General features: G+C 64.3%; 20 protein-coding genes. 12 read left to right on the top strand and 8 right to left on the bottom strand.

Annotation, left to right across the window (positions count from 1 at the left end; all coding sequences use genetic code 11):
* The first annotated feature begins 299 nt into the window (after positions 1 to 299).
* The 8 genes from C5L14_RS09550 to C5L14_RS09515 all read left to right on the top strand — a co-directional run bounded on the left by C5L14_RS09550 (position 300) and on the right by C5L14_RS09515 (position 9,858).
* Positions 300 to 1,067: an SDR family NAD(P)-dependent oxidoreductase gene (locus C5L14_RS09550; RefSeq protein WP_105861983.1), complete on the top strand. Its 768-nt coding sequence runs from the start codon at positions 300 to 302 to the stop codon at positions 1,065 to 1,067.
* A gap of 60 nt (positions 1,068 to 1,127) precedes the next feature.
* Positions 1,128 to 2,312, top strand: coding sequence for an acetyl-CoA C-acyltransferase (locus C5L14_RS09545; protein WP_105861785.1), 1,185 nt, complete (start codon positions 1,128 to 1,130; stop codon positions 2,310 to 2,312).
* Between the two features lie 73 nt (positions 2,313 to 2,385).
* Positions 2,386 to 4,107, top strand: a complete 1,722-nt coding sequence (locus C5L14_RS09540) for an AMP-binding protein (protein ID WP_105861784.1) — start codon at positions 2,386 to 2,388, stop codon at positions 4,105 to 4,107.
* 132 nt (positions 4,108 to 4,239) lie between these two features.
* Positions 4,240 to 5,736, top strand: a complete 1,497-nt coding sequence (locus C5L14_RS09535) for a CoA-acylating methylmalonate-semialdehyde dehydrogenase (protein WP_105861783.1) — start codon at positions 4,240 to 4,242, stop codon at positions 5,734 to 5,736.
* Positions 5,737 to 5,923: 187 nt separating this feature from the next.
* Positions 5,924 to 7,066 (top strand): isobutyryl-CoA dehydrogenase, encoded by a 1,143-nt coding sequence (locus C5L14_RS09530; protein WP_105861782.1) that lies wholly within the window; start codon positions 5,924 to 5,926, stop codon positions 7,064 to 7,066.
* Complete coding sequence (locus tag C5L14_RS09525; protein WP_105861781.1) at positions 7,066 to 8,130, top strand: enoyl-CoA hydratase/isomerase family protein; 1,065 nt, start codon at positions 7,066 to 7,068, stop codon at positions 8,128 to 8,130. The genes C5L14_RS09530 and C5L14_RS09525 overlap by 1 nt, the downstream gene beginning before the upstream one ends.
* Positions 8,131 to 8,187: 57 nt before the next feature.
* On the top strand, positions 8,188 to 9,075 hold the full coding sequence (gene mmsB, locus C5L14_RS09520) for a 3-hydroxyisobutyrate dehydrogenase (protein ID WP_105861780.1): 888 nt from the start codon (positions 8,188 to 8,190) through the stop codon (positions 9,073 to 9,075).
* 9 nt (positions 9,076 to 9,084) lie between these two features.
* A complete protein-coding gene (locus C5L14_RS09515) occupies positions 9,085 to 9,858 on the top strand; it encodes an enoyl-CoA hydratase (protein ID WP_105861779.1) in 774 nt (257 codons plus the stop codon).
* Between the two features lie 112 nt (positions 9,859 to 9,970).
* Here C5L14_RS09515 and C5L14_RS09510 read toward each other — a convergent pair whose 3' ends face one another.
* On the bottom strand, positions 9,971 to 11,467 hold the full coding sequence (locus tag C5L14_RS09510) for a CoA-acylating methylmalonate-semialdehyde dehydrogenase (RefSeq protein WP_105861778.1): 1,497 nt from the start codon (positions 11,465 to 11,467) through the stop codon (positions 9,971 to 9,973).
* A 202-nt stretch (positions 11,468 to 11,669) separates the two neighbouring features.
* Positions 11,670 to 12,995, bottom strand: a complete 1,326-nt coding sequence (locus C5L14_RS09505; protein ID WP_105861777.1) for an aspartate aminotransferase family protein — start codon at positions 12,993 to 12,995, stop codon at positions 11,670 to 11,672.
* 283 nt (positions 12,996 to 13,278) lie between these two features.
* Between C5L14_RS09505 and C5L14_RS09500 the strand changes: the two genes are divergently transcribed.
* The 3 genes from C5L14_RS09500 (at position 13,279) to phhA (ending at position 15,712) form a co-directional block, all read left to right on the top strand.
* Positions 13,279 to 13,830, top strand: coding sequence for a cupin domain-containing protein (locus tag C5L14_RS09500; RefSeq protein WP_181161097.1), 552 nt, complete (start codon positions 13,279 to 13,281; stop codon positions 13,828 to 13,830).
* 38 nt (positions 13,831 to 13,868) lie between these two features.
* On the top strand, positions 13,869 to 14,513 hold the full coding sequence (rutR, locus tag C5L14_RS09495; RefSeq protein WP_105861775.1) for an HTH-type transcriptional regulator RutR: 645 nt from the start codon (positions 13,869 to 13,871) through the stop codon (positions 14,511 to 14,513).
* Positions 14,514 to 14,836: 323 nt separating this feature from the next.
* Complete coding sequence (gene phhA, locus C5L14_RS09490) at positions 14,837 to 15,712, top strand: phenylalanine 4-monooxygenase (RefSeq protein WP_105861774.1); 876 nt, start codon at positions 14,837 to 14,839, stop codon at positions 15,710 to 15,712.
* A 13-nt stretch (positions 15,713 to 15,725) separates the two neighbouring features.
* Here phhA and C5L14_RS09485 read toward each other — a convergent pair whose 3' ends face one another.
* The 6 genes from C5L14_RS09485 to C5L14_RS09460 all read right to left on the bottom strand — a co-directional run bounded on the left by C5L14_RS09485 (position 15,726) and on the right by C5L14_RS09460 (position 21,232).
* Entirely contained in the window at positions 15,726 to 16,400 is a 675-nt protein-coding gene (locus C5L14_RS09485; RefSeq protein ID WP_210203217.1) for a 4Fe-4S dicluster domain-containing protein, read from the bottom strand.
* Between the two features lie 175 nt (positions 16,401 to 16,575).
* Positions 16,576 to 17,895 (bottom strand): NAD-dependent dihydropyrimidine dehydrogenase subunit PreA, encoded by a 1,320-nt coding sequence (gene preA, locus C5L14_RS09480; protein WP_105861773.1) that lies wholly within the window; start codon positions 17,893 to 17,895, stop codon positions 16,576 to 16,578.
* A gap of 11 nt (positions 17,896 to 17,906) precedes the next feature.
* Positions 17,907 to 19,256, bottom strand: coding sequence for an NAD(P)-dependent oxidoreductase (locus tag C5L14_RS09475; protein WP_105861772.1), 1,350 nt, complete (start codon positions 19,254 to 19,256; stop codon positions 17,907 to 17,909).
* 203 nt (positions 19,257 to 19,459) lie between these two features.
* Positions 19,460 to 20,293 carry an anti-sigma factor family protein gene (locus tag C5L14_RS09470; protein WP_146126871.1) on the bottom strand — a complete coding sequence of 278 codons (834 nt, stop codon included), beginning with the start codon at positions 20,291 to 20,293 and terminating at the stop codon, positions 19,460 to 19,462.
* A complete protein-coding gene (locus C5L14_RS09465; RefSeq protein ID WP_105861770.1) occupies positions 20,290 to 20,817 on the bottom strand; it encodes an RNA polymerase sigma factor in 528 nt (175 codons plus the stop codon). The genes C5L14_RS09470 and C5L14_RS09465 overlap by 4 nt, the downstream gene beginning before the upstream one ends.
* Before the next feature lie 145 nt (positions 20,818 to 20,962).
* A complete protein-coding gene (locus tag C5L14_RS09460) occupies positions 20,963 to 21,232 on the bottom strand; it encodes a (2Fe-2S)-binding protein (RefSeq protein ID WP_105861769.1) in 270 nt (89 codons plus the stop codon).
* A gap of 272 nt (positions 21,233 to 21,504) precedes the next feature.
* Between C5L14_RS09460 and bfr the strand changes: the two genes are divergently transcribed.
* Positions 21,505 to 21,987, top strand: coding sequence for a bacterioferritin (gene bfr, locus C5L14_RS09455; RefSeq protein ID WP_105861768.1), 483 nt, complete (start codon positions 21,505 to 21,507; stop codon positions 21,985 to 21,987).
* Positions 21,988 to 22,053 lie beyond the last annotated feature (66 nt).

Below are 22,053 nucleotides of genomic sequence, written 5' to 3'. Positions count from 1 at the left end.
CGGGGAAATATCATCCTCGGCGCCATCGCAGGTGGCGAGAAGGAGATGCAGGGGCCACAGTTCGAGTTCGTCGGCCCCCGCATCTCCCTCCCCTCGCCGTGCTCGGCCGGGGATGACGGCCCCTTGAGCCACGAATTGTGCCGGCGAGCTAATCCCTCCTCCACGCTCATGACCTCCGATATGGCAAAACCGATCACGCTTTTAAACATGAAGGGTCATCGAAAGCCACCACCGACGTGCGTAGTATCGTTGCCAACGACAACGGCAATCAACGTGCCGAATGGGGAGAGTTCCGCGCCGTGCAGATCCAAGATCGCGTCTTCCTTGTGACTGGTGGAGCGTCCGGGCTCGGCCATGCGGCGGCAGCCGAGTTGGTGAGCCGCGGCGGGCGGGTCCTGCTCTGCGATCTCAATGCCGAAGCCGGCGAGAAAGCCGCTGCGGCACTCGGCAGCGCTGCGCGTTTCCAGCGCACCGACGTGGCCGGCCCCGAGGATGGACAGGCCGCTGTCGGCGCCGCCCTCGAAGCCTTCGGCAGGCTCGACGCTCTCGTCAACTGCGCCGGCGTCGCCCCCAGTGAACGTATCGTCGGGCGTGATGGTCCCCATGATCTCGAGCGCTTCGCCCGTACCATCCAGATCAATCTCGTCGGCACCTTCAACATGACGCGTCTCGCCGCCCGGGCGATCGCGGCCAACGCGCCGGGCGAGGACGGCGAGCGTGGCGTCATCGTCAATACCGCCTCGATCGCAGCCTATGACGGCCAGATTGGCCAGGCCGCCTATGCCGCCTCCAAGGGCGGCGTCGCCAGCCTCACTTTGCCTGCAGCGCGCGAACTCGCCCGCTTCGGCATCCGTGTCGTCGCGGTGGCGCCCGGCGTGTTCGAGACCCCGATGATGCAGGCCATGCCGGAGGAAGTCAGGACGTCGCTGGGTGCGACCGTTCCCTTCCCTCCCCGCCTCGGCCATCCCGAGGAGTTTGCCGCCCTGGTTTGCCATATCATCGAAAACCGCATGCTCAACGGCGAGATCATCCGGCTCGACGGCGCCTTGCGCATGGCACCGCGCTGATCGGCCACACACAACGCCGAAATCGGCGTAAAATCTTCTTTTACAGAAAGGGACCTGGAGATGAATGACCCGGTCGTGATCGTCGGTTCCGCGCGTACGCCGCTCGGCGGTTTTCAGGGAGCCTTTTCCAGCCTGCCAGCGGCTCGCCTCGGCGCGGCCGCCATCTCGGCTGCGGTGTCCCGGGCCGGGCTGCCTGCCGAAACGGTCGAGGAAATCGTGTTCGGCTGCGTGCTCGCCGCCGGCCAGGGCCAAGCACCGGCCCGCCAGGCCGCCCTCGGTGCGGGCCTGCCGATTTCGACGCCCGCCACCACCGTCAACAAGATGTGCGGTTCGGGCATGCAGGCCGCCATGCTAGGCCATGACCTGATCGCCGCCGGCACCGCCGGCGTGGTGGTGGCCGGCGGCATGGAGAGCATGACCAACGCGCCCTATCTGCTCGACCGCGCACGCAGTGGCTACCGCATGGGGCATGGCAGCGTGAAGGACCATATGTTCCTGGACGGGCTCGAGGATGCCTATGAGAAGGGCCGCCTGATGGGCACCTTCGCCGAGGATTGTGCCGAAGCCTATCAGTTCACCCGCGAGGCGCAGGATGAATTTGCACTGCAATCGTTGAGCCGGGCCCAGGCCGCCATTCGCGACGGACGTTTCGACAGCGAGATCGTGCCCGTGACCGTCGGCACGGGCAAGACCGAGCAGGTCGTCGGCGTCGACGAGCAGCCGGGCAAGGCCCGTCCCGACAAGATCCCGACGCTGAAGCCGGCCTTCCGCGAAGGCGGCACGGTGACGGCGGCCAATTCCAGCTCCATCTCCGATGGCGCCGCCGCCCTGGTGCTGATGCGCCGCTCGCAGGCGGAAAAGCGCGGCCTGACGCCGCTTGCTGCCATCGTCGGCCATGCCAGCCACGCCCAGGAGCCGAACCGCTTCGCCACCGCCCCGATCGGCGCCATACGCAAATTGTTCGAGCGCACGGGATGGACGGCCGAGGAAGTCGACCTTTTCGAAATCAACGAGGCTTTCGCCGTGGTGACCATGGCGGCCATGCGGGATCTCGACCTGCCTTCGGACAAGGTCAACGTGCATGGCGGTGCCTGCGCCCTCGGCCATCCGATCGGCGCTTCCGGTGCGCGCGTGCTGGTGACGCTGCTGGCCGCCCTCGAAAGCCATGGGCTGAAGCGCGGCGTCGCCAGCCTGTGCATCGGCGGCGGCGAGGCGACGGCCATGGCGGTGGAGCGGCTGGTCTGAACGAGGAAGGACGGCTGAACGATCAACGAAAATAACGGCACTTTCATTGTGCTCGGCAAGCGAGGAAACCTTCATGCCCGATTTTCGGCAGGCTCGTGACTTTCTGCTCAAGCATCGCACCGACTACGAGACGGCCCGCGCCGGCTTCCGCTGGCCCGACGGGGCCGGCTTCAACTGGGCGCTGGACTGGTTCGACGCCGAGCTCGCCACCGCTCCCGACAGCCGGGACCGCACGGCCCTTTGGATCGTCGACACAGCCACCGGAACCGAGACCCGTCTCAGCTTCGCCGAGCTCAGCCGGCGCTCCAACCAGGTGGCGAACTTCATGCGCGCCCAGGGCCTGAAACGCGGCGATCACGTCCTGGTGCTGCTCGGCAACGTGCCCGCGATCTGGGAGACGACGCTGGCGGCGATCAAGCTCGGCCTGATCCTCATTCCGGCCACGACGCTGCTCACCCCGGACGAGCTCGCCGATCGTTTCGACCGCGGCAAGGCCCGCGCCATCGTCGCCGAACGCGACCAGCTCGCCAAATGCGAGAGCGTGGCGCCCCCGGAGGTGAAACGCATCGTCGTCGGCCCAGGGGGTGAGGCCGGCTGGATCGCCTATGCCGAGGCTTTCGACCAGCCTGCCATCTTCACGCCGGATAGCCCGACCCATTCGCACGATCCGCTGCTGCTCTATTTCACCTCCGGCACCACCGCCAAGCCCAAGCTGGTGCGCCATTCCCAGCGCAGCTATCCGATCGGCGCGCTCTCGACCATGTACTGGCTCGGCCTGCAGCCCGGCGACATCCACCTCAACGTGTCGTCGCCCGGCTGGGCCAAACACGCCTGGAGCTCGTTCTTCGCGCCCTGGAACGCCGGCGCCACGGTGCTGGTGATCAACCAGCCGCAGTTCAGCGCCAAGGTGCTGCTGCGCGAACTCGAACGCTGCGAGGTCACCACGCTCTGCTCGCCACCGACCGTCTGGCGGCTGCTGATCCAGGAGGATCTCGCCGCCTACAAGGTTTCGCTGCGCGAAGTGTGTGGCGCCGGCGAGCCGCTCAATCCGGAAGTGATCGAGCGGGTGCGGGACGCCTGGGGGCTGACCATCCGCGACGGCTATGGCCAGACCGAAACCACGGCCCAGATCGCCAATTCGCCGGGACAGCCGATCAAGGTCGGCGCCATGGGCCGTCCCCTCCCCGGCTACGACATCCGCGTGCTCGATGCCGATGGCAAGCCTGCCACGGAAGGCGAGGTCTGCCTGCCGCTCGGCGGCAATAGACCGGCCGGTCTGATGCAAGGCTATCAGGGGACCGACGGCAAGCTGCGGGGCTTGGAAGAGGAGGTGTACCGCACCGGTGACGTCGCCTTTGTCGACGAAGAAGGATACCTCACCTTCGTCGGCCGCGCCGACGACGTCTTCAAATCCTCCGATTACCGCATCAGCCCCTTCGAGCTCGAAAGCGTATTGATCGAACACGAGTCGGTGGCCGAGGCCGCCATTGTGCCGGTGGCCGATGCCATCCGCCTGTCGATCCCCAAGGCCTATGTGCTGCTGGTCGGCGCAGCCAAACCGTCACGGGAGACGGCCCTGTCGATCTTTCGCTATACCAATGAGCGTCTCGCCCCTTTCAAACGCATCCGCCGCATCGAGTTCGTCACCGAGCTGCCCAAGACCATCTCCGGCAAGATCCGGCGGGTGCAGCTGCGCCGGCTGGAAGTGGAAGGCGATACGCAAAGTGCGTTCCGGGGTATCGAGTTCGCAGAGACCGACTTCCCGGAGATGGCATCGGAGAGGAAGCGGGCATAGGGTTGCGGCGACGGCGTTTCGGGTGCGCGGACGTCCCGTCCGCTCTTCCCTTCTGTAAGCGCGACGTTTCCAAGAGCGGACGAGACGTCCGCGCACCCGGGAAATATTCAAACCACGACAAAGGATACAGCCATGCGACAGATCGGACATTTCATCGCCGGCAAGCGTGTCGAGGGCACCAGCGGCCGTTTTGCCGACGTGTTCAATCCCACCACCGGCGATGTGCAGGCCAAGGTGGCACTCGCCAGCGCGGCGGAAATTCGGGCGGCTGTCGAGAACGCCCGCGAGGCGCAGCTGGTCTGGGCGGGGTGGAACCCGCAGCGCCGCGCCCGCGTGCTGATGCGCTTCCTCGAATTGATGCGTGACGAGCATGACAGTCTGGCCGAGCTCCTGGCGAGCGAGCACGGCAAGACGGTGCCGGATGCCAAGGGCGACATCCAGCGCGGCCTCGAAGTGGTGGAATTCGCCGTCGGCGTGCCGCATCTGCTCAAGGGCGAATATACCGAGAGCGCCGGCACCGGCATCGACGTCTATTCCCTGCGCCAGCCGCTCGGTGTCGTCGCCGGCATCACGCCCTTCAATTTCCCGGCGATGATCCCCCTGTGGAAATGCGCACCGGCGCTCGCCTGCGGCAACGCCTTCATCCTCAAGCCATCCGAACGCGATCCTTCCGTGCCCATCCGCATCGCCGAGCTCTTCGTCGAGGCCGGCCTGCCGGCAGGCGTTTTCAATGTCGTCAATGGCGACAAGGAAGCGGTCGACGCGATTCTCGACGACGAGGACATCCGCGCCGTGGGCTTCGTCGGCTCCACCCCGATCGCCGAATACATCTATGTCCGCGCCGCCCAGACCGGCAAGCGGGCTCAGTGTTTCGGCGGCGCCAAGAACCACGCCATCGTCATGCCCGATGCCGACATGGACCAGGTCGTCGATGCCCTGATCGGCGCCGGCTACGGTTCGGCGGGCGAGCGTTGCATGGCGATCTCCGTCGCCGTTCCCGTCACCAAGGCCACGGGCGATGCGCTGATGGAAAGGCTGATCCCGCGGGTGGAATCGCTGAAGATCGGCCCCTCCAACGATGGCTCCGCCGATTACGGGCCGCTGGTCACCCGCGAGGCGGTGGAGCGCGTCAAGCGCTATGTCGAGATCGGTGTCAACGAAGGCGCCAAGCTGGCCGTCGACGGCCGCAATTTCCGCCTGCAAGGCTATGAGAATGGCTTCTTCATGGGCGGCTGCCTGTTCGACGAGGTCAAGCCCGATATGACGATTTACAAGGAGGAGATCTTCGGGCCGGTGCTCTCCGTCGTGCGGGCAGACACCTACGAGGAAGCACTTGCTTTGCCGACAAAGCATTCCTACGGCAATGGCGTCGCCATTTTCACGCGCGACGGCGATGCCGCCCGCGACTTTGCCGCCAGGGTCAATGTCGGCATGGTCGGCATCAACGTGCCGATCCCGGTGCCGATCGCCTATCACACCTTCGGCGGCTGGAAGCGCTCGGGCTTCGGCGACCTCAACCAGCATGGGCCGGATTCGATCCGCTTCTATACCAAGACCAAGACGGTGACCTCGCGCTGGCCGAGCGGCATCAAGAGCGGCGCCGACTTCTCGATCCCGACGATGCGGTGAGGCAATCTCTACCCTCCCCTCGATGTCCGCACGTCCTGCGGACGTGCGAGGGGTCGGCTGAAAGGCCGGGGTGGGGTGGGAACCACACCGGTCAAGACCATCACCCCACCCCGACGCTGCGCGTCGACCCCTCGCACATCCGCAGGACGTGCGGACATCGAGGGGAGGGTAAAGATAGGCGACCACCATGGACTTCGAACTCAGCGACGAACAAACAGCCATCCGGGAAATGGCCGCCGGCTTTGCGGCGGAGGCGATCGCCCCGCATGCCCTCGAATGGGACCAGAACAGGCATTTCCCCGTCGACACGCTCAAGGCGGCGGCAGACCTCGGCATGGCCGCGATCTATGTGCGTGAGGACGTGGGTGGCTCCGGCCTCACCCGGCTCGACGCGGCCCTGATCTTTGAAGCCTTGTCGTCGGGGTGTCCGGCCATCGCCTCCTTCCTGTCGATCCACAATATGTGCGCCTGGATCGTCGACGCCTATGGCTCACCCGAACAGCGCAGCCAATGGTTGCCGGCCATGACGAAAATGGAGACGATCGCCAGCTACTGCCTCACCGAGCCCGGCGTCGGCTCCGATGCCGGATCCCTCGCCACCCGGGCCGTGCGCGACGGCGATCACTACATCCTCAATGGCCAGAAACAGTTCATTTCCGGTGCCGGTGCCAGCGATCTCTACATCGTGATGGCCCGCACCGGAGGGGAAGGCCCCAAGGGCATCTCCACCTTCATCGTGCACAAGGATACGCCCGGCCTTTCCTTCGGTGCGAGCGAGAAGAAGATGGGCTGGCATGCCCAGCCGACCCGCGCGGTGATGTTCGAGAATGTCCGGGTCCCGGCGGCCAACCGCATCGCCGAAGAAGGCCAGGGCTTTCGCATCGCCATGGCGGCGCTCGATGGCGGCCGCCTCAACATCGCCGCCTGCTCGCTCGGCGGCGCCCAGGCCGCCCTCGACAAGGCAATCGCCTATATGGGTGAGCGAAAAGCCTTCGGACGTAAGATCTCGGATTTCCAGGCCCTGCAGTTTCGCCTTGCCGACATGGCGACGGATCTGGAGGTGGCGCGCACCTTCCTCTGGCGGGCCGCGAGCGCCCTCGATGCCAAGAGCCCCGAGGCGACGCGCTTTTGCGCCATGGCCAAACGCTTCGTCACCGATGCCGGTTTCGAGGTTGCCAATCAGGCACTGCAGCTTCACGGTGGCTATGGCTACTTGAGCGAATACGGCGTCGAGAAGATCGTCAGGGATCTCAGGGTGCATCAAATTCTGGAGGGAACCAACGAAATCATGCGTGTGATCATTGCCCGTGCCCTGCTGGGGAGCCGCTGATGACAGCAGTGGAAACGCTTCCTGAAATCATCGTCGAACGTAAGGGCTCGCTCGGCCGCATCCGGCTCAATCGCCCCAAGGCGATGAACAGCCTCACCCGCGCCATGGTGCATCTGATCGCGCCGGCCCTGGACGCCTTCGAGAAGGATGCAGCCATCGCCGCCGTGCTGCTGACGGGGGAAGGCGAGCGCGGCCTGTGCGCCGGCGGCGACATCCGCGCCCTCTATGAGGGCGAGCGAACGCCCAACGGCACGGGAGCGAAATTCTGGCGCGACGAATATCGCGTCAATGCCCGCATCGCCCGCTTTTCCAAGCCCTATCTGGCCGTGATGGACGGCATCACAATGGGCGGCGGCATCGGCCTGTCGGCGCATGGCGCCCACCGCATCGTCACCGAGCGCAGCCGCATCGCCATGCCGGAAGTCGGCATCGGCTTCGTGCCGGATGTCGGCGGCACCTGGCTGCTCGCCCATGCGCCGGGCGAGATCGGCACCTACCTCGCCCTCACCGGCGAGACCATCGGCGCGGCAGATGCGATCTATGCCGGCCTGGCCGACCTCCAGATCCCGCTGGGCAACATCCCCGCCCTGATCGAGGCGTTGGCGCAGCTGACGCCGGGAACCGGCAATGAGGCCATCCGCGCCTTGCTCGGCAAGCACGCCATACGCCCCGAACCCGCTCGCCTTGCCGAGCATCGCGCCCTGATCGACCAATGCTTTGCCGGCTCCTCCGTCGAAACCATCCTGCAGGCCCTTGACGCGGATGGCTCGTCCTTCGCGATGAAGGCGCGCGACATCATTGCTTCGAAATCACCGACCAGCCTCAAGCTCACCTTCCGCCTGGTCCGTCTCGCCCGCGAGGCGAGCGGGCTGGAAGAATGCCTGGAGCGCGAATTCGCCGCCGCGGTTGCCGTGGCGCAGGGCCATGACTTCTACGAGGGCGTGCGGGCGGCGATCATCGACAAGGATCGCAACCCGCGCTGGTCACCGCCGAGCCTCGCCGAAGTGGATGACCGCGACATCGAGGCCTGGATCCAGCCGGTCACAGATCGGGTGTTTCCCTGAGCGCATGCTGATGCGCACCGCACCCATCCCGATCGCATTCTCGCAAAGGAGTCCCCAATGGCCAGCAGCAAGATAGGTTTCATTGGTCTCGGCAATATGGGTGGGCCGATGGCCGCCAATCTGGTCAAGGCCGGGCACGAGGTGCGCGGCTTCGATCTGTCCCAGGCCTCGCTCGACAGTGCACGCGCCGATGGCGTGACCATTGCCTCCTCCGCCGCCGAGGCGGTCAAGGAGGCCGACGCCGTGGTCACCATGCTGCCGGCCGGCGCTCATGTGCTGAAGGTGTGGTCTGAGCTGGCCAGCCTCGTACCGGATGGCACGCTGCTGATCGACAGCTCCACCATCGATGTCGACAGCGCCCGCAAGGCCCATGACATCGCCGCCGCGCGAAAGCTCGCCGCCGTTGACGCTCCCGTCTCCGGCGGCGTGGGCGGCGCCAAGGCCGGCACGCTGACCTTCATGGTCGGCGGCACCGGCGAGGCCTTTGCCCGAGCCGAGCCCCTGCTCAATGTGATGGGCAAGCGCGTGGTGCATTGCGGCACCGCCGGCGCCGGTCAGGCCGCCAAGATCTGCAACAACATGATCCTCGGCATTTCGATGGTCGGCGTTTGCGAGGCCTTCGCGCTCGGCGAAAAGCTCGGCCTGTCGCAGCAGGCGCTCTACGACGTGGCCTCGACCTCCTCCGGCCAATGCTGGTCCCTCACCAGCTATTGCCCGGTGCCGGGGCCGGTGCCGACTTCACCCGCCAACAACGACTACAAGCCGGGATTTGCCGCCGCGCTGATGCTCAAGGATCTCAAGCTCGCCCAGGCGGCAGCCAATGCAGTGGGCGCCAACACACCGCTTGGCGCCGAAGCGGCCCAGCTCTATTCCCTGTTCGACGGCCTCGGCCATGGCATCGAGGATTTCTCCGCCATCATCCGGCTGCTGCGCGGCAAGCATTGAGGACCAGACATGACCTATGAGACCATCATCACCGAACAGCGCGGTCGCGTGTTGCTGATCACGCTCAACCGGCCCGAGGCCCTCAACGCGCTCAACCGCAAGCTGGCCGGCGAACTCCTGGCAGCCACCCAGGCGGCGGATGCCGATCCCTCCATCGGCTGCCTGGTGATCACCGGCTCCGCCAAGGCCTTTGCCGCCGGCGCTGACATCAAGGAGATGCAGGCCCAGAGCTTCGTCGACATGCACAGCAGCGACTGGTTCTCGGAATGGAACCATTTCGCGGCTTCCCGCAAGCCGAAGATCGCTGCCGTAGCCGGCTATGCTTTGGGTGGCGGCTGCGAGCTCGCCCTAATGTGTGACTTCATCCTGGCCGCCGATACCGCCAAATTCGGCCAGCCCGAGATCAAGCTCGGCGTCATCCCCGGCATGGGCGGCAGCCAGAGGCTGGTTCGCTCGATCGGCAAGTCCAAGGCGATGGAACTGTGCCTGACCGGCCGCATGATGGACGCCGCCGAGGCCGAGCGCTGCGGCCTCGCCTCGCGCGTCGTTCCGGCCGCCGATCTTGTCGAGGACGCGGTGAAGACGGCGCAGACCATCGCGAGCATGTCGCTGACGGCGAGCATGGTGATGAAGGAGGCGATCAACCAGGCCTATGAGCTGCCGCTCGCCAGCGGCCTCACCTTCGAGCGCCGCGTCTTCCAGGCCCTGTTCTCGACCGAAGACCAGAAGGAAGGCATGGCCGCCTTCGTGGAAAAGCGCCCCGCACAGTTCAACCGGGGGTAGCTTCTCCGGGTGCGCGGGCATCCTGCCCGCTCTTCACCTCCGCAAACAGTGCGTTCGGGGTTTAGGAAGATGCGGGCAGGATGCCCCCGCGCACCCGGGAATATGACTCCCCTCAGTTCGTCGAGGGGAAGTTGAGGTTCACGCCCGAGCGGATACCGGTCGGCCAGCGGGCGGTCACGGTCTTCAGGCGAGTGTAGAAACGTACGCCCTCCATGCCGTAAATCGAGTGGTCGCCGAACAGCGAGCGCTTCCAGCCGCCGAAGGAGTGGTAGGCCACCGGCACCGGCAGCGGCACGTTGACGCCGACCATGCCGACCTCGATGCCGTCGGCAAAGGCGCGCGCCGCATCGCCGTCACGCGTGAAAATGGCGGTGCCGTTGCCATATTCATGGTCGTTGATCATCTTGGTGGCATGGGCGTAGTCGCGTGCGCGCACCATCGAGAGCACCGGCCCGAAGATCTCCTCTTTGTAGATCGACATCTCTTCGGTGACGTGATCGAACAAAGTGGCGCCGACGAAATAGCCGTTCTCATAGCCCTGCAGCTTGAGGCCGCGGCCGTCGACCACCAGCTTGGCGCCTTCCTTCACGCCGGCATCGATATAGCCGAGCACCTTCTCCTGGTGCTGCTTGGTGACCAGCGGTCCCATCTCGGCCTGCGGATCGGCGGCGGGGCCGACCTTGAGCTTGTTGATGCGCGGCAGCAGGTGCTCGACCAGGATATCGGCGGTCTTGTCGCCGATCGGCACGGCCACCGAGATGGCCATGCAGCGCTCGCCGGCCGAGCCGTAGGCGGCGGAGACCAGCGCGTCGGCGGCCTGGTCCATGTCGGCATCCGGCATCACCACCATGTGGTTCTTGGCGCCGCCGAGAGCCTGGCAGCGCTTGCCGTTGGCAGCGGCCGTCGCATAGATGTACTGGGCGATCGGGGTCGAGCCGACGAAGCTGATGGCCTTGACGTCGGGATGATGCAGCAGCGCGTCGACGGCTTCCTTGTCGCCATTGACGACGTTGAGCACGCCTTCCGGCAGGCCGGTGTCAAGGAGAAGCTGCGCCACCACCAGCGCGGCGGAGGGATCGCGTTCGGACGGCTTGAGAACGAAGGTGTTGCCGGCCGCGATCGCCACCGGATACATCCATAGCGGTACCATGGCGGGGAAGTTGAAGGGCGTGATGCCGGCAACGACACCGAGCGGCTGGCGGTCATTGTGGGTGTCGATGGCCGGGCCGACATTGCGGCTGAACTCGCCGGCCAGGAGATGCGGGATGCCGCAGGCGAATTCGACGACCTCGATGCCGCGCTGCACCTCGCCGAGCGCATCGGAATGGGTCTTGCCGTGCTCGGCCGAGATCGCCTGGGCGATCCTGTCGGCATTGGCTTCAAGCAGTTCCTTGAACTTGAACATGTAGCGGGCGCGCTTGAGCGGCGCCGTGGTCGACCAGGCAGGGAAGGCCTTCTTGGCGGCCTGCACGGCGGCAACGACATCCGCGGTCGAGGACAGGCCGAGTTCGCCGCTCTGCTCGCCGGTGGCGGGATTGAACACGGGCGCGAAGCGTCCGCTGGTGGTGGCGGTCTGCTTGCCGCCGATCAGGTTGTCGATACGGGCCATGGGTTTCCTCTGAAGGAGTCTGTCTTGCTGCGCGCCTTGGGAAGCGAAACATCTTACCCTCCCCTGGAGGGGGAGGGTCGGACGAAGTCCGGGGTGGGGTGATCTTGCGATCGAGAATTGACGCATCGCGTCGGAGCAGGGAAGGCCACCCCACCCCGACGCTACGCGTCGACCCTCCCCCTCCAGGGGAGGGTCAAGATCATCAATCCAGCGCCTTCAAGACGTCGCCGAGCGTCGTGATCAGTTCGTCGATCTGCGCCTTGGAAATGATCAGCGGCGGCGACAGGGCGATGATGTCGCCGGTGGTGCGGATCAGCAGGCCCTTCTCATAGGCCTTCAGGAAGGCGGAGAAGGCGCGTTTGGTGGGCTGGCCGGCGATCGGCTCGAGTTCGATGGCGCCGATCAGGCCGAGATTGCGGATGTCGATGACGTGCGGCAGGCCCTTGAGCGAATGCACCGCGTCCTCCCAGTAGGAGGCGAGATCGGCAGCGCGGGTCAGCAGGCCTTCCTCGGCATAGGTGTCGAGCGTGCCGAGCGCGGCGGCGCAGGCTACCGGATTGGCCGAATAGGTGTAGCCGTGGAAGAGCTCGATCAGGTGCTCCGGCCCGGTCATGAAGGCATCGTAGATCTCCTTCTTGGCGAAGACCGCACCCATCGGAATCACGCCGGAGGTGATGCCCTTGGCCACCGTCATCATGTCGGGGGTCACGCCGAAATAGTCGGCGGCGAAGGGCGCGCCGAGACGGCCAAAACCGGTGATGACCTCGTCGAAGATCAGGAGGATGCCGTGCTTGTCGCAGATGGCGCGGATGCGCTCGAGATAGCCCTTGGGCGGCAGCAGCACGCCGGTGGAGCCGGCGATCGGCTCGATGATCACGGCCGCGATGGTGGAAGGATCATGCAGGGCGATCACCCGTTCCAGATCCTCGGCATATTCGGCGCCATGCTCGGGCAGGCCGCGGGAGAAGGCATTGCGCGTGAGGTCATGGGTGTGGCGGATGTGGTCGACGCCGGTGAGCAGCGTGCCGAACATCTTGCGGTTGGAAACGATGCCGCCCACCGAAATGCCGCCGAAGCCCACGCCGTGATAGCCGCGCTCGCGGCCGATCAGGCGGAAGCGCTGCCCTTCGCCGCGGGCGCGGTGATAGGCGAGCGCGATCTTGAGCGCGCTGTCGACGGCTTCCGAACCGGAATTGGCGAAGAAGACGTGATCGATGCCCTGGGGCGTGAGCTGGACCAGGCGGGAGGCGAGTTCGAAGGCGGCGGGGTGGCCCATCTGGAAGGCCGGCGCGTAATCGAGTTCAGCCACCTGCTTCTGGACCGCCTCGGTGATCTTGGGCCGGCCATGGCCGGCATTGCAGCACCACAGACCCGCCGTACCGTCCAGCACCTGACGGCCATCGGCCGTGGTGTAGTGCATGTCCTTGGCCGCGACGAACATGCGCGGGTTGGACTTGAACTGTCTGTTAGCCGTAAACGGCATCCAGAACGCTTCGAGGTTGTTGGTCACGCGGATCGGGGCGTTCATCGAGATCTCTCCGGAAGCTGCCGGGGTCCCGAAGGCTGGCGGGAGGCCCGGCTCATTATGCTGGCAATAGCTTTGCCTTGAATTTGGAAATTATGCCAACTCTTTGTTGCAGCAGCATCATTCCTATTTCGAGCGCCGTTTCTACCGCAGTTTCTGTTCCGGAACGAACGATCAACAACAAGCGTTAGGTTCGTGAATTCCGGCACATTGAATGCAAAGTGGAATTGCCCGCGGCGTTCATGATATTTAACATTCTAAACAGGGCTGGATGAAGGACGCCATCATGCAGAACGTCGATTTGGGTTCGCTGCTGCGGCGCGTGCGCGAGGCGCGCGGATTGTCGCAGCGCCAGCTCGCCAAGCGCGCCGGCATCTCCAACGCCACCATCTCGCTGATGGAATCGAATGCGGTGAACCCCTCCGTCGGCGCGCTCAAGCGAGTGCTCGACGCCTTGCCGATCGGCCTGGCGGAATTCTTCGCCCTCGACGCCAATCCCGGCCGCAAGGTGTTCTATCGCTCCGGCGAGCTGATGGAGATCGGCCGCGGGCGCGTCTCCTATCGCCAGGTCGGCTCGGACCTGCGCGGGCGCGCCCTGCAGATGATCTCCGAACGCTACCAGCCCGGCGCCGATTCCGGCAAAGTGCTGCTGCATCACCAGGGCGAGGAATGCGGCATCATCATTCGCGGCCAGCTCGAAGTTACCGTGGGTGAAGACATGGCCGTGCTCGGCCCCGGCGACGCCTATTATTTCGACAGCCGGGAGCCTCATCGTTTTCGCAATGTCGGCGACACGCCCTGTGAGCTGATATCGGCTTGCACACCGCCAAGCTTCTGAGCCATGAAGGATTGGGAACAACGAAGCAGGAAGCGCTCATGCCAGAGGGAGGAGAGGCCGGCCGGCAACGCAACAAGACCAAGCTCGGCCTGGCCAATATCGACAAGATCCTCGACAGCGCCCTTTCGGCCTTCTCGAAACACGGCCTGCGCGGCACCCGTATCGACCAGGTCGCCGAAGCCGCCGGCATGTCGAAGACCAATCTCCTCTATTATTTCCGCACCAAGGACGCCCTCTACGAGGCGGTGCTCACCCGCACGCTGGAAGTCTGGGTCACGCCGCTGAAGGAACTCGACGCCACGCGCGGCCCGGTCGCGGCGCTGACATCCTATATCGAGCACAAGCTCAAATGCTCGCGGCTCTATCCGGAATCCTCCCGTCTCTTCGCCATGGAGATCATGCAGGGCGCGCCGCATCTCAAGAAAGTGCTGGCGACGGATCTTACCGACACCGTCCGGCAGAAATCGGTCATCATCCAGCGCTGGATCGCCGAGGGGAAGCTGCGGCCGATCGAACCCTATCACCTGCTCTTCATGATCTGGGCGACCACCCAGCATTATGCCGATTTCGCCACGCAGATCAGCGTTCTCACCGGCAAGGACCTCAACGACGAGGCCTTCTACGAGGAAACGCTGAAGACGCTGACCGAAACGATCCTGCGCGGCGTGCTGGCAGAGCGCTGAGGGCGGCTCCTGCCGACATCGAACGGGCCGGCATTCCTGCGATGTCCCAAGCCAATGCCCGCCTTTCGTGCCAGAGCAATTTTCAGAAAGCCGCGCTGGCTTTTCCGGCAATAAAACACGCCAGAACAAAGCGTTAGAGACAAAACACAACCCAGAGAAATTGCGTGTCGTCCTGGCAGGCGTGCTATCATCACCCCATATGGATGGAGGGGTCATCCCCTAGAGCAAAGCACGTTCAGGCGCGTTTGCTCCAGCCCCTCGTTCCGACGCGTCTTTGCGATTCTTGGTGATTCCAAGAAGTCGCAAAACGCTTTTGGGAGGACATGATGGGACACGCCATACTGAGTGCTCAGACGATCGAGCAATGCATCATCCCGCAGGATTGGGATCGCTATACCAGGGAAGACCACGAGACCTGGTCGATTCTCTTCAAGCGCCAGCTCGCGGCCCTGAAGGGCCATGTCGCGCAGGAATATCTGGATGGCCTGACGACACTGGGTATCGATGAGACAGGCATACCCAATTTCGAGCGCATGAACGAAAGGCTGCGAAGGGCCACCGGCTGGGAGGTGGTAGCCGTGCCCGGCCTCATCGCCTCCCGCCCCTTCTTCGAGATGCTGGCAAGCCGGCGCTTTCCGGCCGGCACCTTCATCCGCACGCGCGCGCAGCTCGATTATCTGGAAGAGCCCGACATCTTTCACGACGTCTTCGGTCATGTGCCGCTGCTCACCAATCCGGCCTATGCCGATTACATGAACGAATATGGCCGCATCGGCCTTGAGGCGATCGACAACAGGGGCGTGAAATTCCTCGCCCGCCTCAACTGGTACACCATCGAGTTCGGCCTGATCCGCAAGCCCGAGGGCATCCGCATCTATGGGGCGGGCATCGTCTCCTCCTTCGGCGAGGCGAAATATGCCGTCGGCGATGCCTCGGCCCATCATTTGCGCTTCGATTTCGACAGGGTTGCCAGGACCGGCTATTACATCGACGATTTCCAGGCGAGCTATTTCGTGATCGATCGTTTCGAAGAGCTCTTCGACCTGCTCAAGGGGATCGACGCACCGGCCCTGTTCGCCCAATTGCGGGAGAAGCCGACGCTGTCCCCCTTCGAGATCCGGCCCGAGGACGACGTGCTGCGCCGGGGCAGCGGCGACTATTGGCGCGATTTTCCCAAGACCAAGGAGAAGCTGAAATAGAGCGGTCCTCCGGTCAATGCGCCGCCAGGAAAGCTTTCATATAAAAGCCCGCCTCCTCGGCGCCATAAGCCTGCCCCGGAGCGACCGGGCAGGCCCGGCGCGCGAGGCAGCCGCCTTGCCGGCAGGCCGCGCCCTCGGCGGAGCGCACATGAGCGGCGCAGCGTTCGACATCGTAACCCGCCGTCGTGAAGGCGCCGACCGGGCAGGTGTCCAGGCAGGGCTTGGCCGCACAGCTCTCGCAGGGATGGGCCTGGATTTCCTTTGGGGGCAGGTCCAGCCTCTGCCTAAAACAGAGGGCACCGCGATAGCTGTGCCACAGCCCATGCACCGGGTGGACATACATGCCGAGCGGCGAGGCAAAAACGTTGTCGCCGCGCTGCGCCCAGCGCTGGAATGGCCAATAGGACGGGCCGCCGAAGGGATAGAGGGCCGCGGCGCCGAACTCCTTTGCCATCGCGCCGATCACCCGCTCGGACCAGCGATCCAATGGATGGAGCGCGCCATCCACAGCCTCGGGCGAAGCCGCAAAGCTGGGCCAATGCCGCCCGCCGGCCCAGCCGAGCAGTACCAGCGTTCCGACGGGCTCGGTGTCGCGCGACGGTACACCGTCCTCGGGTCTCGGATGAAAGGCCCCCCTCACAGAGAGGCCGGCGGCTTCGGCATAGCGGGAAAGATCGGCTAGCTTCACGCGGATTGCCCGGATTGACGGGCATCTCGCCCACATGACCTTGCGGGATAAATACAGGATTGGTGTGCCGATCTCCAGATCGGCATCCTCGGCAGGCAAACACTCGTTTTCCAGCATGCCGATCTGGAGATCGGCACGCCGTGCCTCATATCGCTACAGGCGTGCTTCCCCCGCCTTACTCCGCCGGTTCGGTCGCCTTGGCATGCACGGCCGGATTGTTGGGATGCTCCTTCCAGGTGCGATGCCCGCCCACCGGCCTGCCGGTGCGCTTGTCGACCCCGGTGGTCACCGGTTCGAGCGTGATGCAATCCTCGATCGGGCAGACCACGGCGCACAGATTGCAGCCGACGCACTCTTCCTCGATCACCTCGAACTTGCGCACGCCGTCGACCATGTTGGTGATGGCCTGGTGGGACGTATCCTCGCAGGCGATGTGGCAGCGGCCGCATTTGATGCAGGCATCCTGGTCGATATGGGCCTTGACCACATAGTCGAGGTTGAGGTGCTGCCAGTCGGTGACACGCGGAATGGCCTTGCCGACGAACTGGTCGACAGAGGTATAACCCTTCTCGTTCATCCAGTCGGACAGGCCGGAGATCATCTCCTGCACCACCTTGAAGCCATAGACCATGGCGGCGGTGCAAACCTGCACCGTGCCACAGCCCAGCGCCATATATTCCACGGCGTCACGCCAGGTCTCGATGCCGCCGATGCCGGAGATCGGCAGACCCCGCGTCGCCTCCGCCCGGGCGATCTCCGAGACCATGCTGAGCGCGATCGGCTTCACCGCCGGGCCGCAATAGCCGCCATGGGTGCCGAAACCATCGGTATTCGGCCAGGGGCGCATATTGTCGATGTCGACCGAGACGATGGAGTTGATGGTGTTGATCAGCGATACAGCGTCAGCCCCGCCGCGCTTGGCCGCCTCGGCGGGCTTGCGCACGTCGGTGATATTGGGCGTCAGCTTCACGATCACCGGCATGCGGGTATATTGCTTGCACCAGCGCGCGACCATCTCGACATATTCGGGCACCTGCCCGACGGCCGAGCCCATGCCGCGCTCCGACATGCCGTGCGGACAGCCGAAATTCAGCTCGATGCCGTCGGCCTCGGTGTCCTCGACGAAGGGCAGGATCGACTTCCACGCATTCTCTTCGCAAGGCACCATCAGGGAGACGATCAGCGCCCGGTCCTTCCAGTCGCGCTTGACCTGCTTGATCTCGCGCAGATTGACCTCGAGCGGCCGGTCGGTGATGAGCTCGATATTGTTGAAGCCCATCACGCGGCGGTCCTGGCTGTGCCAGGCGCCGTAGCGCGGGCCATTGACGTTGACCACCGGCGGGCCCTGCTCGCCGAGCGTCTTCCAGACCACGCCGCCCCAGCCCGCCTGGAAGGCGCGGACGACGTTGTATTCCTTGTCGGTCGGCGGCGCAGAGGCCAGCCAGAACGGGTTGGGAGACTTGATGCCCAGGAAGTTGGTGCTGAGATCGGCCATGTCGTTCCTCCTCACGCCGCTTTCGCTCGGGACTTCAGAGCTAGATCGATCGAGAGAGCGGCCTGCTTGCCGTCCTCCACCGCTGCCACCGTCAGATCCTTGCCGCCAGCGACACAATCGCCGCCGGCCCAGATGCCGGGGACCGAGGTTCGCCGCTGGGCATCGACGGCAATCCGCCCTTTTTCCAGCGCAAGCGGCACGCCGTTCACCTCTCCTGGCAGGAAGGACTGGCCGATCGCCGTGAAAAGCTGGTCGCATTCGAGCCTGACGGTTTCGCCTGTGCCCGCGAGCCGCCCATCCTGTTCCACTGTATATTCGAGCTCGACGGCCACCAGCTTGCCATCCTCGGCGTGCAGCCGCACGGGCTTGAGCCAGTGGCGGATGAGCACGCCATCGGTCTGGGCGACCTCCTGCTCGTAATCGGAGGCATTCATCTGCGGCTGCCCGCGGCGATAGGCGATGGTCACGCTTTCCGCGCCCAGGCGCTTGGTCTGCGAGGCGATATCGATGGCGGTCATACCGCCGCCGATCACCACGATGCGGCGGCCGACCGGCAAATCGGCGAGATTGGTGGCCTGGCGGAGGTCCGCGATGTAATCGACGGCGTCGATCACGCCCTCGATGCCCTCTTCCAGGCCGAGATCGTTGGTATCGCCCAGCCCCATGCCGAGGAAGACGGCGTCGAATTGCCTGGCAAGATCCGAGAGTTCGATGTCGCGCCCGAGCCGCTTGCCATAGTCGATGGTGATGCCGCCGATGGCGGTGATGTAGTCGACCTCGGCCTGGGCAAAATCGCCGGTGCTCTTATAGGCGGCGATGCCATATTCGTTGAGGCCGCCCGCCTTCTCGCGTGCCTCGAAGACCACCACTTCATGACCAAGCGTTGCGAGCTTGTGGGCGCATGAGAGACCGGCCGGGCCGGCGCCGACTACGGCGACACGCTTGCCGGTGGGGGCGCCGCGTTTGAACAATTGCCGGCCCTTGGCGAAGAGTTCGTCGGTTGCATAGCGCTGCAGATTGCCGATCTCGACCGCCCTGCCCTCGGAGGTCTCCTTGACGCAGGCTTCCTCGCACAATGTCTCGGTGGGGCAGACACGGGCGCACATGCCGCCCATGATGTTGGATTCCAGGATGGTCCGGGCCGCGCCAACCGTATTGCCCGTCATGATCTCGCGGATGAACAGCGGGATGTCGATCGAAGTCGGGCAGGCCTTTACGCAGGGAGCATCATAGCAGAACAGGCAGCGCTCGGCGGCAACCCGTGCTTCATGCCTGTCGAAGGCGGGATGAAGATCTGAGAAATTGCTGGCAAGCGTGGCGGAATCGAGACGGCCCCGCGCAATGTCGGATCGTGCAGTCATCTGAACCTCTGGTATTTGGCTCTTTATTTTTTACCAGTTGATCAAAAGAAGGAGTCACTGTCAATCACAGTTTTGAACGGCTCCAGAGTAAGAATCCGCTTGTCTCACCAGCTTGGCAAGTTTTTTGGGGGGCTGGTGTTCAAAGCGGCGTGGAACCGCCGCCCGAGACAAGAAGGCAGGCGGGCCTGCAGACCCGCCCCCGATCACGCCGCGATCTGCTTTGCCAGCATCGCGGCGAGCTTTTGCATGATCTCGTCCGGTCCATGGCCGATCAGCATGTAGGAGCGTTCGGCATCCGACCAGAACACCACGTTGAAGCCCTTGCGCTGCTCGAGCGTCGGCGGCGTCACCGTGCCGGGATTGTTGGCATAGATGCAGAAGGCAAGCGGCCCGGTCAGCTCATCCAAATAGGCAATCTCGACGAGCGGCGCATTGTCGTAGTGGAAGAGTTCGACGCGCTTGAGCTCCTGGGCGGGCAGGCTGATCTTGTCGGGCGTCAGCGGGAAGCCGAGCCGGCGGGTCGCGGCGGCAAGGTCGCGCTGTGCGGTGGAGACGTCGTTCGGCATCCAGTCGAGTGTCTGCGACGTGGTCAGCCCCCAATATTCCGCCACGGTGGAACGCCAGGCATCCGGCCCGTCATGATCACCGTGCTGTCCCGAGGGAAATGGCCAGAGGCCGGGCGGCAGATAATGGCCGATGCCAGCGCCGAGAACAAACAAGGCGAGCGCCGCCGCCACCGCAGCCGGCGGTACGCGCCAGCCGGAACGTTTCTGGTTGTCGTTGGCCGTCGAGGCCGGAATTGCCGTCTGGCTTGCCGCAAGAATAGCCTTGAGCCGCGCCTGCGGCGCATGCGCCGCCAGGGCGTCATAGCTTTGTCTGAACGGCAGGGAGCCGCCCGCGAGGGCATCCAGCCTCGCCTTCAATTCCGGTTCCCGGGCCAGACGGGTTTTCAGGCTCGCACGTTCCTCGGGCGACAACGCATCATCGAGGAAGGCCACGAGGATGGCGTCATCGGGTCCCATCTCTTCCACACTCATGATGCCTCCCCCGAAGCGCCTTCCGGCGTATCCCTGTTCAGATGCGCGAGCCTGAGGCGGGCCGAGGCAAGACGGCTCATGACGGTGCCGATCGGCACGGCCAGCATCTCGGCCGCCTCGGCATAACTGAGCCCCTCTCCATAGACCAGAAAGACGGTTTCGCGCAGCGCTGCAGGCAAAGCCTGCACTTGTCTCAACACCTGAGCAGCCAGAATATTCGTTTGAAACTGCCGTTCGCCGTCGAAAGACAGGGCCGCCTCCGCCTCGTCGAGTTCGACGGGATTGCGAACCTTGTTCGCCCGGACCTCGTTGAGCCAGATCGAGCGCTCGATGGCGAACAGCCAACGGTCGAGCCGCGTTCCCGGTATGAACTGATGCGAGCGCTCGAGTGCCCTCAAGCAGGTTGCCTGGACCAGTTCCTCCGCCGACTGTCCGCTGCCCGACAGCACCAGCCCGAACCGCCACAGCGCCACGAGATGCGCGGCTAGGCCGGTTCGAACATCCTGATCACCTGACTGGGGCATGAATCGCCTATGCCGACATGGCGCGGCATTATTGTGGCGCGGCTGACGCGAAACGCAATCGTGAGAAGCGGATCACGAAGAGGGGATAAAGAAGGATGCGAATACCGTCGCAGCGAAGGTCTGGTCTTGCCGCCGGCAAAACGGCCTATTCGGCGGCGTCCAGCAGGATTTCGTCGGTATTGGCCGCCTCGACCATATCGCGCAGGGCACAATCCTCGGTGCAGTCATGGCAGCGCGCTGCCGCGCGCGCATCGGCAAGGATCTGACGCACAGTGATCAGGCAGCGGCCGCATTCGGGTCCGCAGCCCAGACAGCGATAAGCCTCCGCAGCCGAACGCGGACAGCCCGGCTGCTCGGTCGCGAGCGTGCTGGTGAAATCCTCATCGGTCAAAACACGGCAGGAACAGACGATCATTCGCAGCGATCTTGGGTTCGAGCAAAGGCAGTGACGGAAGTGATGTGGACGGACGCGCCCGGCTTGTCAATGGCCCGACACAACAATAGAATCGTTATAAATCAGTAGTTTAGAACAAGAATAAACTGGGAGCGCCTGAGGCGATCGTGGATGGGCCTGTACCGCCCCCTGCCCGGCAAAATACCCCCGGACAAATTTGCCGCCATCGGGGCTTGCCTAAATTTAGAATTCTTCTAATGTGACTTCAGTCCACCAAGTACGGAGAAACGCTCATGAAGGGCGACAAGAAGGTCATCGACTATCTCAACAAGGCGTTGCGGAGCGAACTGACCGCAATCAATCAATATTGGCTGCATTACCGGATCTTCGACAATTGGGGCCTGCTGGGCCTTGCCAAGAAGTGGCGCGCCGAATCGATCGAGGAGATGCAGCATGCCGACAAGCTGACCTCCCGCATCCTCTTCCTGGAAGGTTTCCCGAACATGCAGACGCTCGATCCGCTGCGGATCGGTCAAACGGTGAAGGAAGTTCTCGAGTGCGATCTCGCCGCCGAGCGCGAGGCCCGGGCCCTCTATCAGGAAGCCGCGGAATATTGCCGCACCGTCAAGGATTTCGTCTCCGAGAACCTGTTCAAGGAACTGATGACCGACGAGGAAGGCCATATCGACTTCCTGGAGACGCAGCTCGACCTGGTCGAGCGCCTCGGCATCCAGAACTACTCGCAGAGCCATCTCGGTGGCTTCTCCGAGGAATAATCGCATTCCCTGCGCATATCCGAAAATGGCGGCCGATGGCCGCCATTTTTCTTTGGCCGGCACTAT

It is taken from the genome of Labrys okinawensis (genome assembly GCF_002982075.1).
GTDB lineage: Bacteria > Pseudomonadota > Alphaproteobacteria > Rhizobiales > Labraceae > Labrys > Labrys okinawensis_A.
This window is presented reverse-complemented; position numbering and strand designations above follow the sequence as displayed.

Coding starts and splice junctions, on each gene's coding strand:
- C5L14_RS09545 (WP_105861785.1), top strand. CDS start 1,128: ATGAATGACCCGGTCGTGATCGTCGGTTCCGCGCGTACGCCGCTCGGC.
- C5L14_RS09540 (WP_105861784.1), top strand. CDS start 2,386: ATGCCCGATTTTCGGCAGGCTCGTGACTTTCTGCTCAAGCATCGCACC.
- C5L14_RS09535 (WP_105861783.1), top strand. CDS start 4,240: ATGCGACAGATCGGACATTTCATCGCCGGCAAGCGTGTCGAGGGCACC.
- C5L14_RS09530 (WP_105861782.1), top strand. CDS start 5,924: ATGGACTTCGAACTCAGCGACGAACAAACAGCCATCCGGGAAATGGCC.
- C5L14_RS09525 (WP_105861781.1), top strand. CDS start 7,066: ATGACAGCAGTGGAAACGCTTCCTGAAATCATCGTCGAACGTAAGGGC.
- mmsB (WP_105861780.1), top strand. CDS start 8,188: ATGGCCAGCAGCAAGATAGGTTTCATTGGTCTCGGCAATATGGGTGGG.
- C5L14_RS09515 (WP_105861779.1), top strand. CDS start 9,085: ATGACCTATGAGACCATCATCACCGAACAGCGCGGTCGCGTGTTGCTG.
- C5L14_RS09510 (WP_105861778.1), bottom strand. CDS start 11,467: ATGGCCCGTATCGACAACCTGATCGGCGGCAAGCAGACCGCCACCACC.
- C5L14_RS09505 (WP_105861777.1), bottom strand. CDS start 12,995: ATGAACGCCCCGATCCGCGTGACCAACAACCTCGAAGCGTTCTGGATG.
- C5L14_RS09500 (WP_181161097.1), top strand. CDS start 13,279: ATGCAGAACGTCGATTTGGGTTCGCTGCTGCGGCGCGTGCGCGAGGCG.
- rutR (WP_105861775.1), top strand. CDS start 13,869: ATGCCAGAGGGAGGAGAGGCCGGCCGGCAACGCAACAAGACCAAGCTC.
- phhA (WP_105861774.1), top strand. CDS start 14,837: ATGATGGGACACGCCATACTGAGTGCTCAGACGATCGAGCAATGCATC.
- preA (WP_105861773.1), bottom strand. CDS start 17,895: ATGGCCGATCTCAGCACCAACTTCCTGGGCATCAAGTCTCCCAACCCG.
- C5L14_RS09475 (WP_105861772.1), bottom strand. CDS start 19,256: ATGACTGCACGATCCGACATTGCGCGGGGCCGTCTCGATTCCGCCACG.
- C5L14_RS09470 (WP_146126871.1), bottom strand. CDS start 20,293: ATGAGTGTGGAAGAGATGGGACCCGATGACGCCATCCTCGTGGCCTTC.
- C5L14_RS09465 (WP_105861770.1), bottom strand. CDS start 20,817: ATGCCCCAGTCAGGTGATCAGGATGTTCGAACCGGCCTAGCCGCGCAT.
- C5L14_RS09460 (WP_105861769.1), bottom strand. CDS start 21,232: ATGATCGTCTGTTCCTGCCGTGTTTTGACCGATGAGGATTTCACCAGC.
- bfr (WP_105861768.1), top strand. CDS start 21,505: ATGAAGGGCGACAAGAAGGTCATCGACTATCTCAACAAGGCGTTGCGG.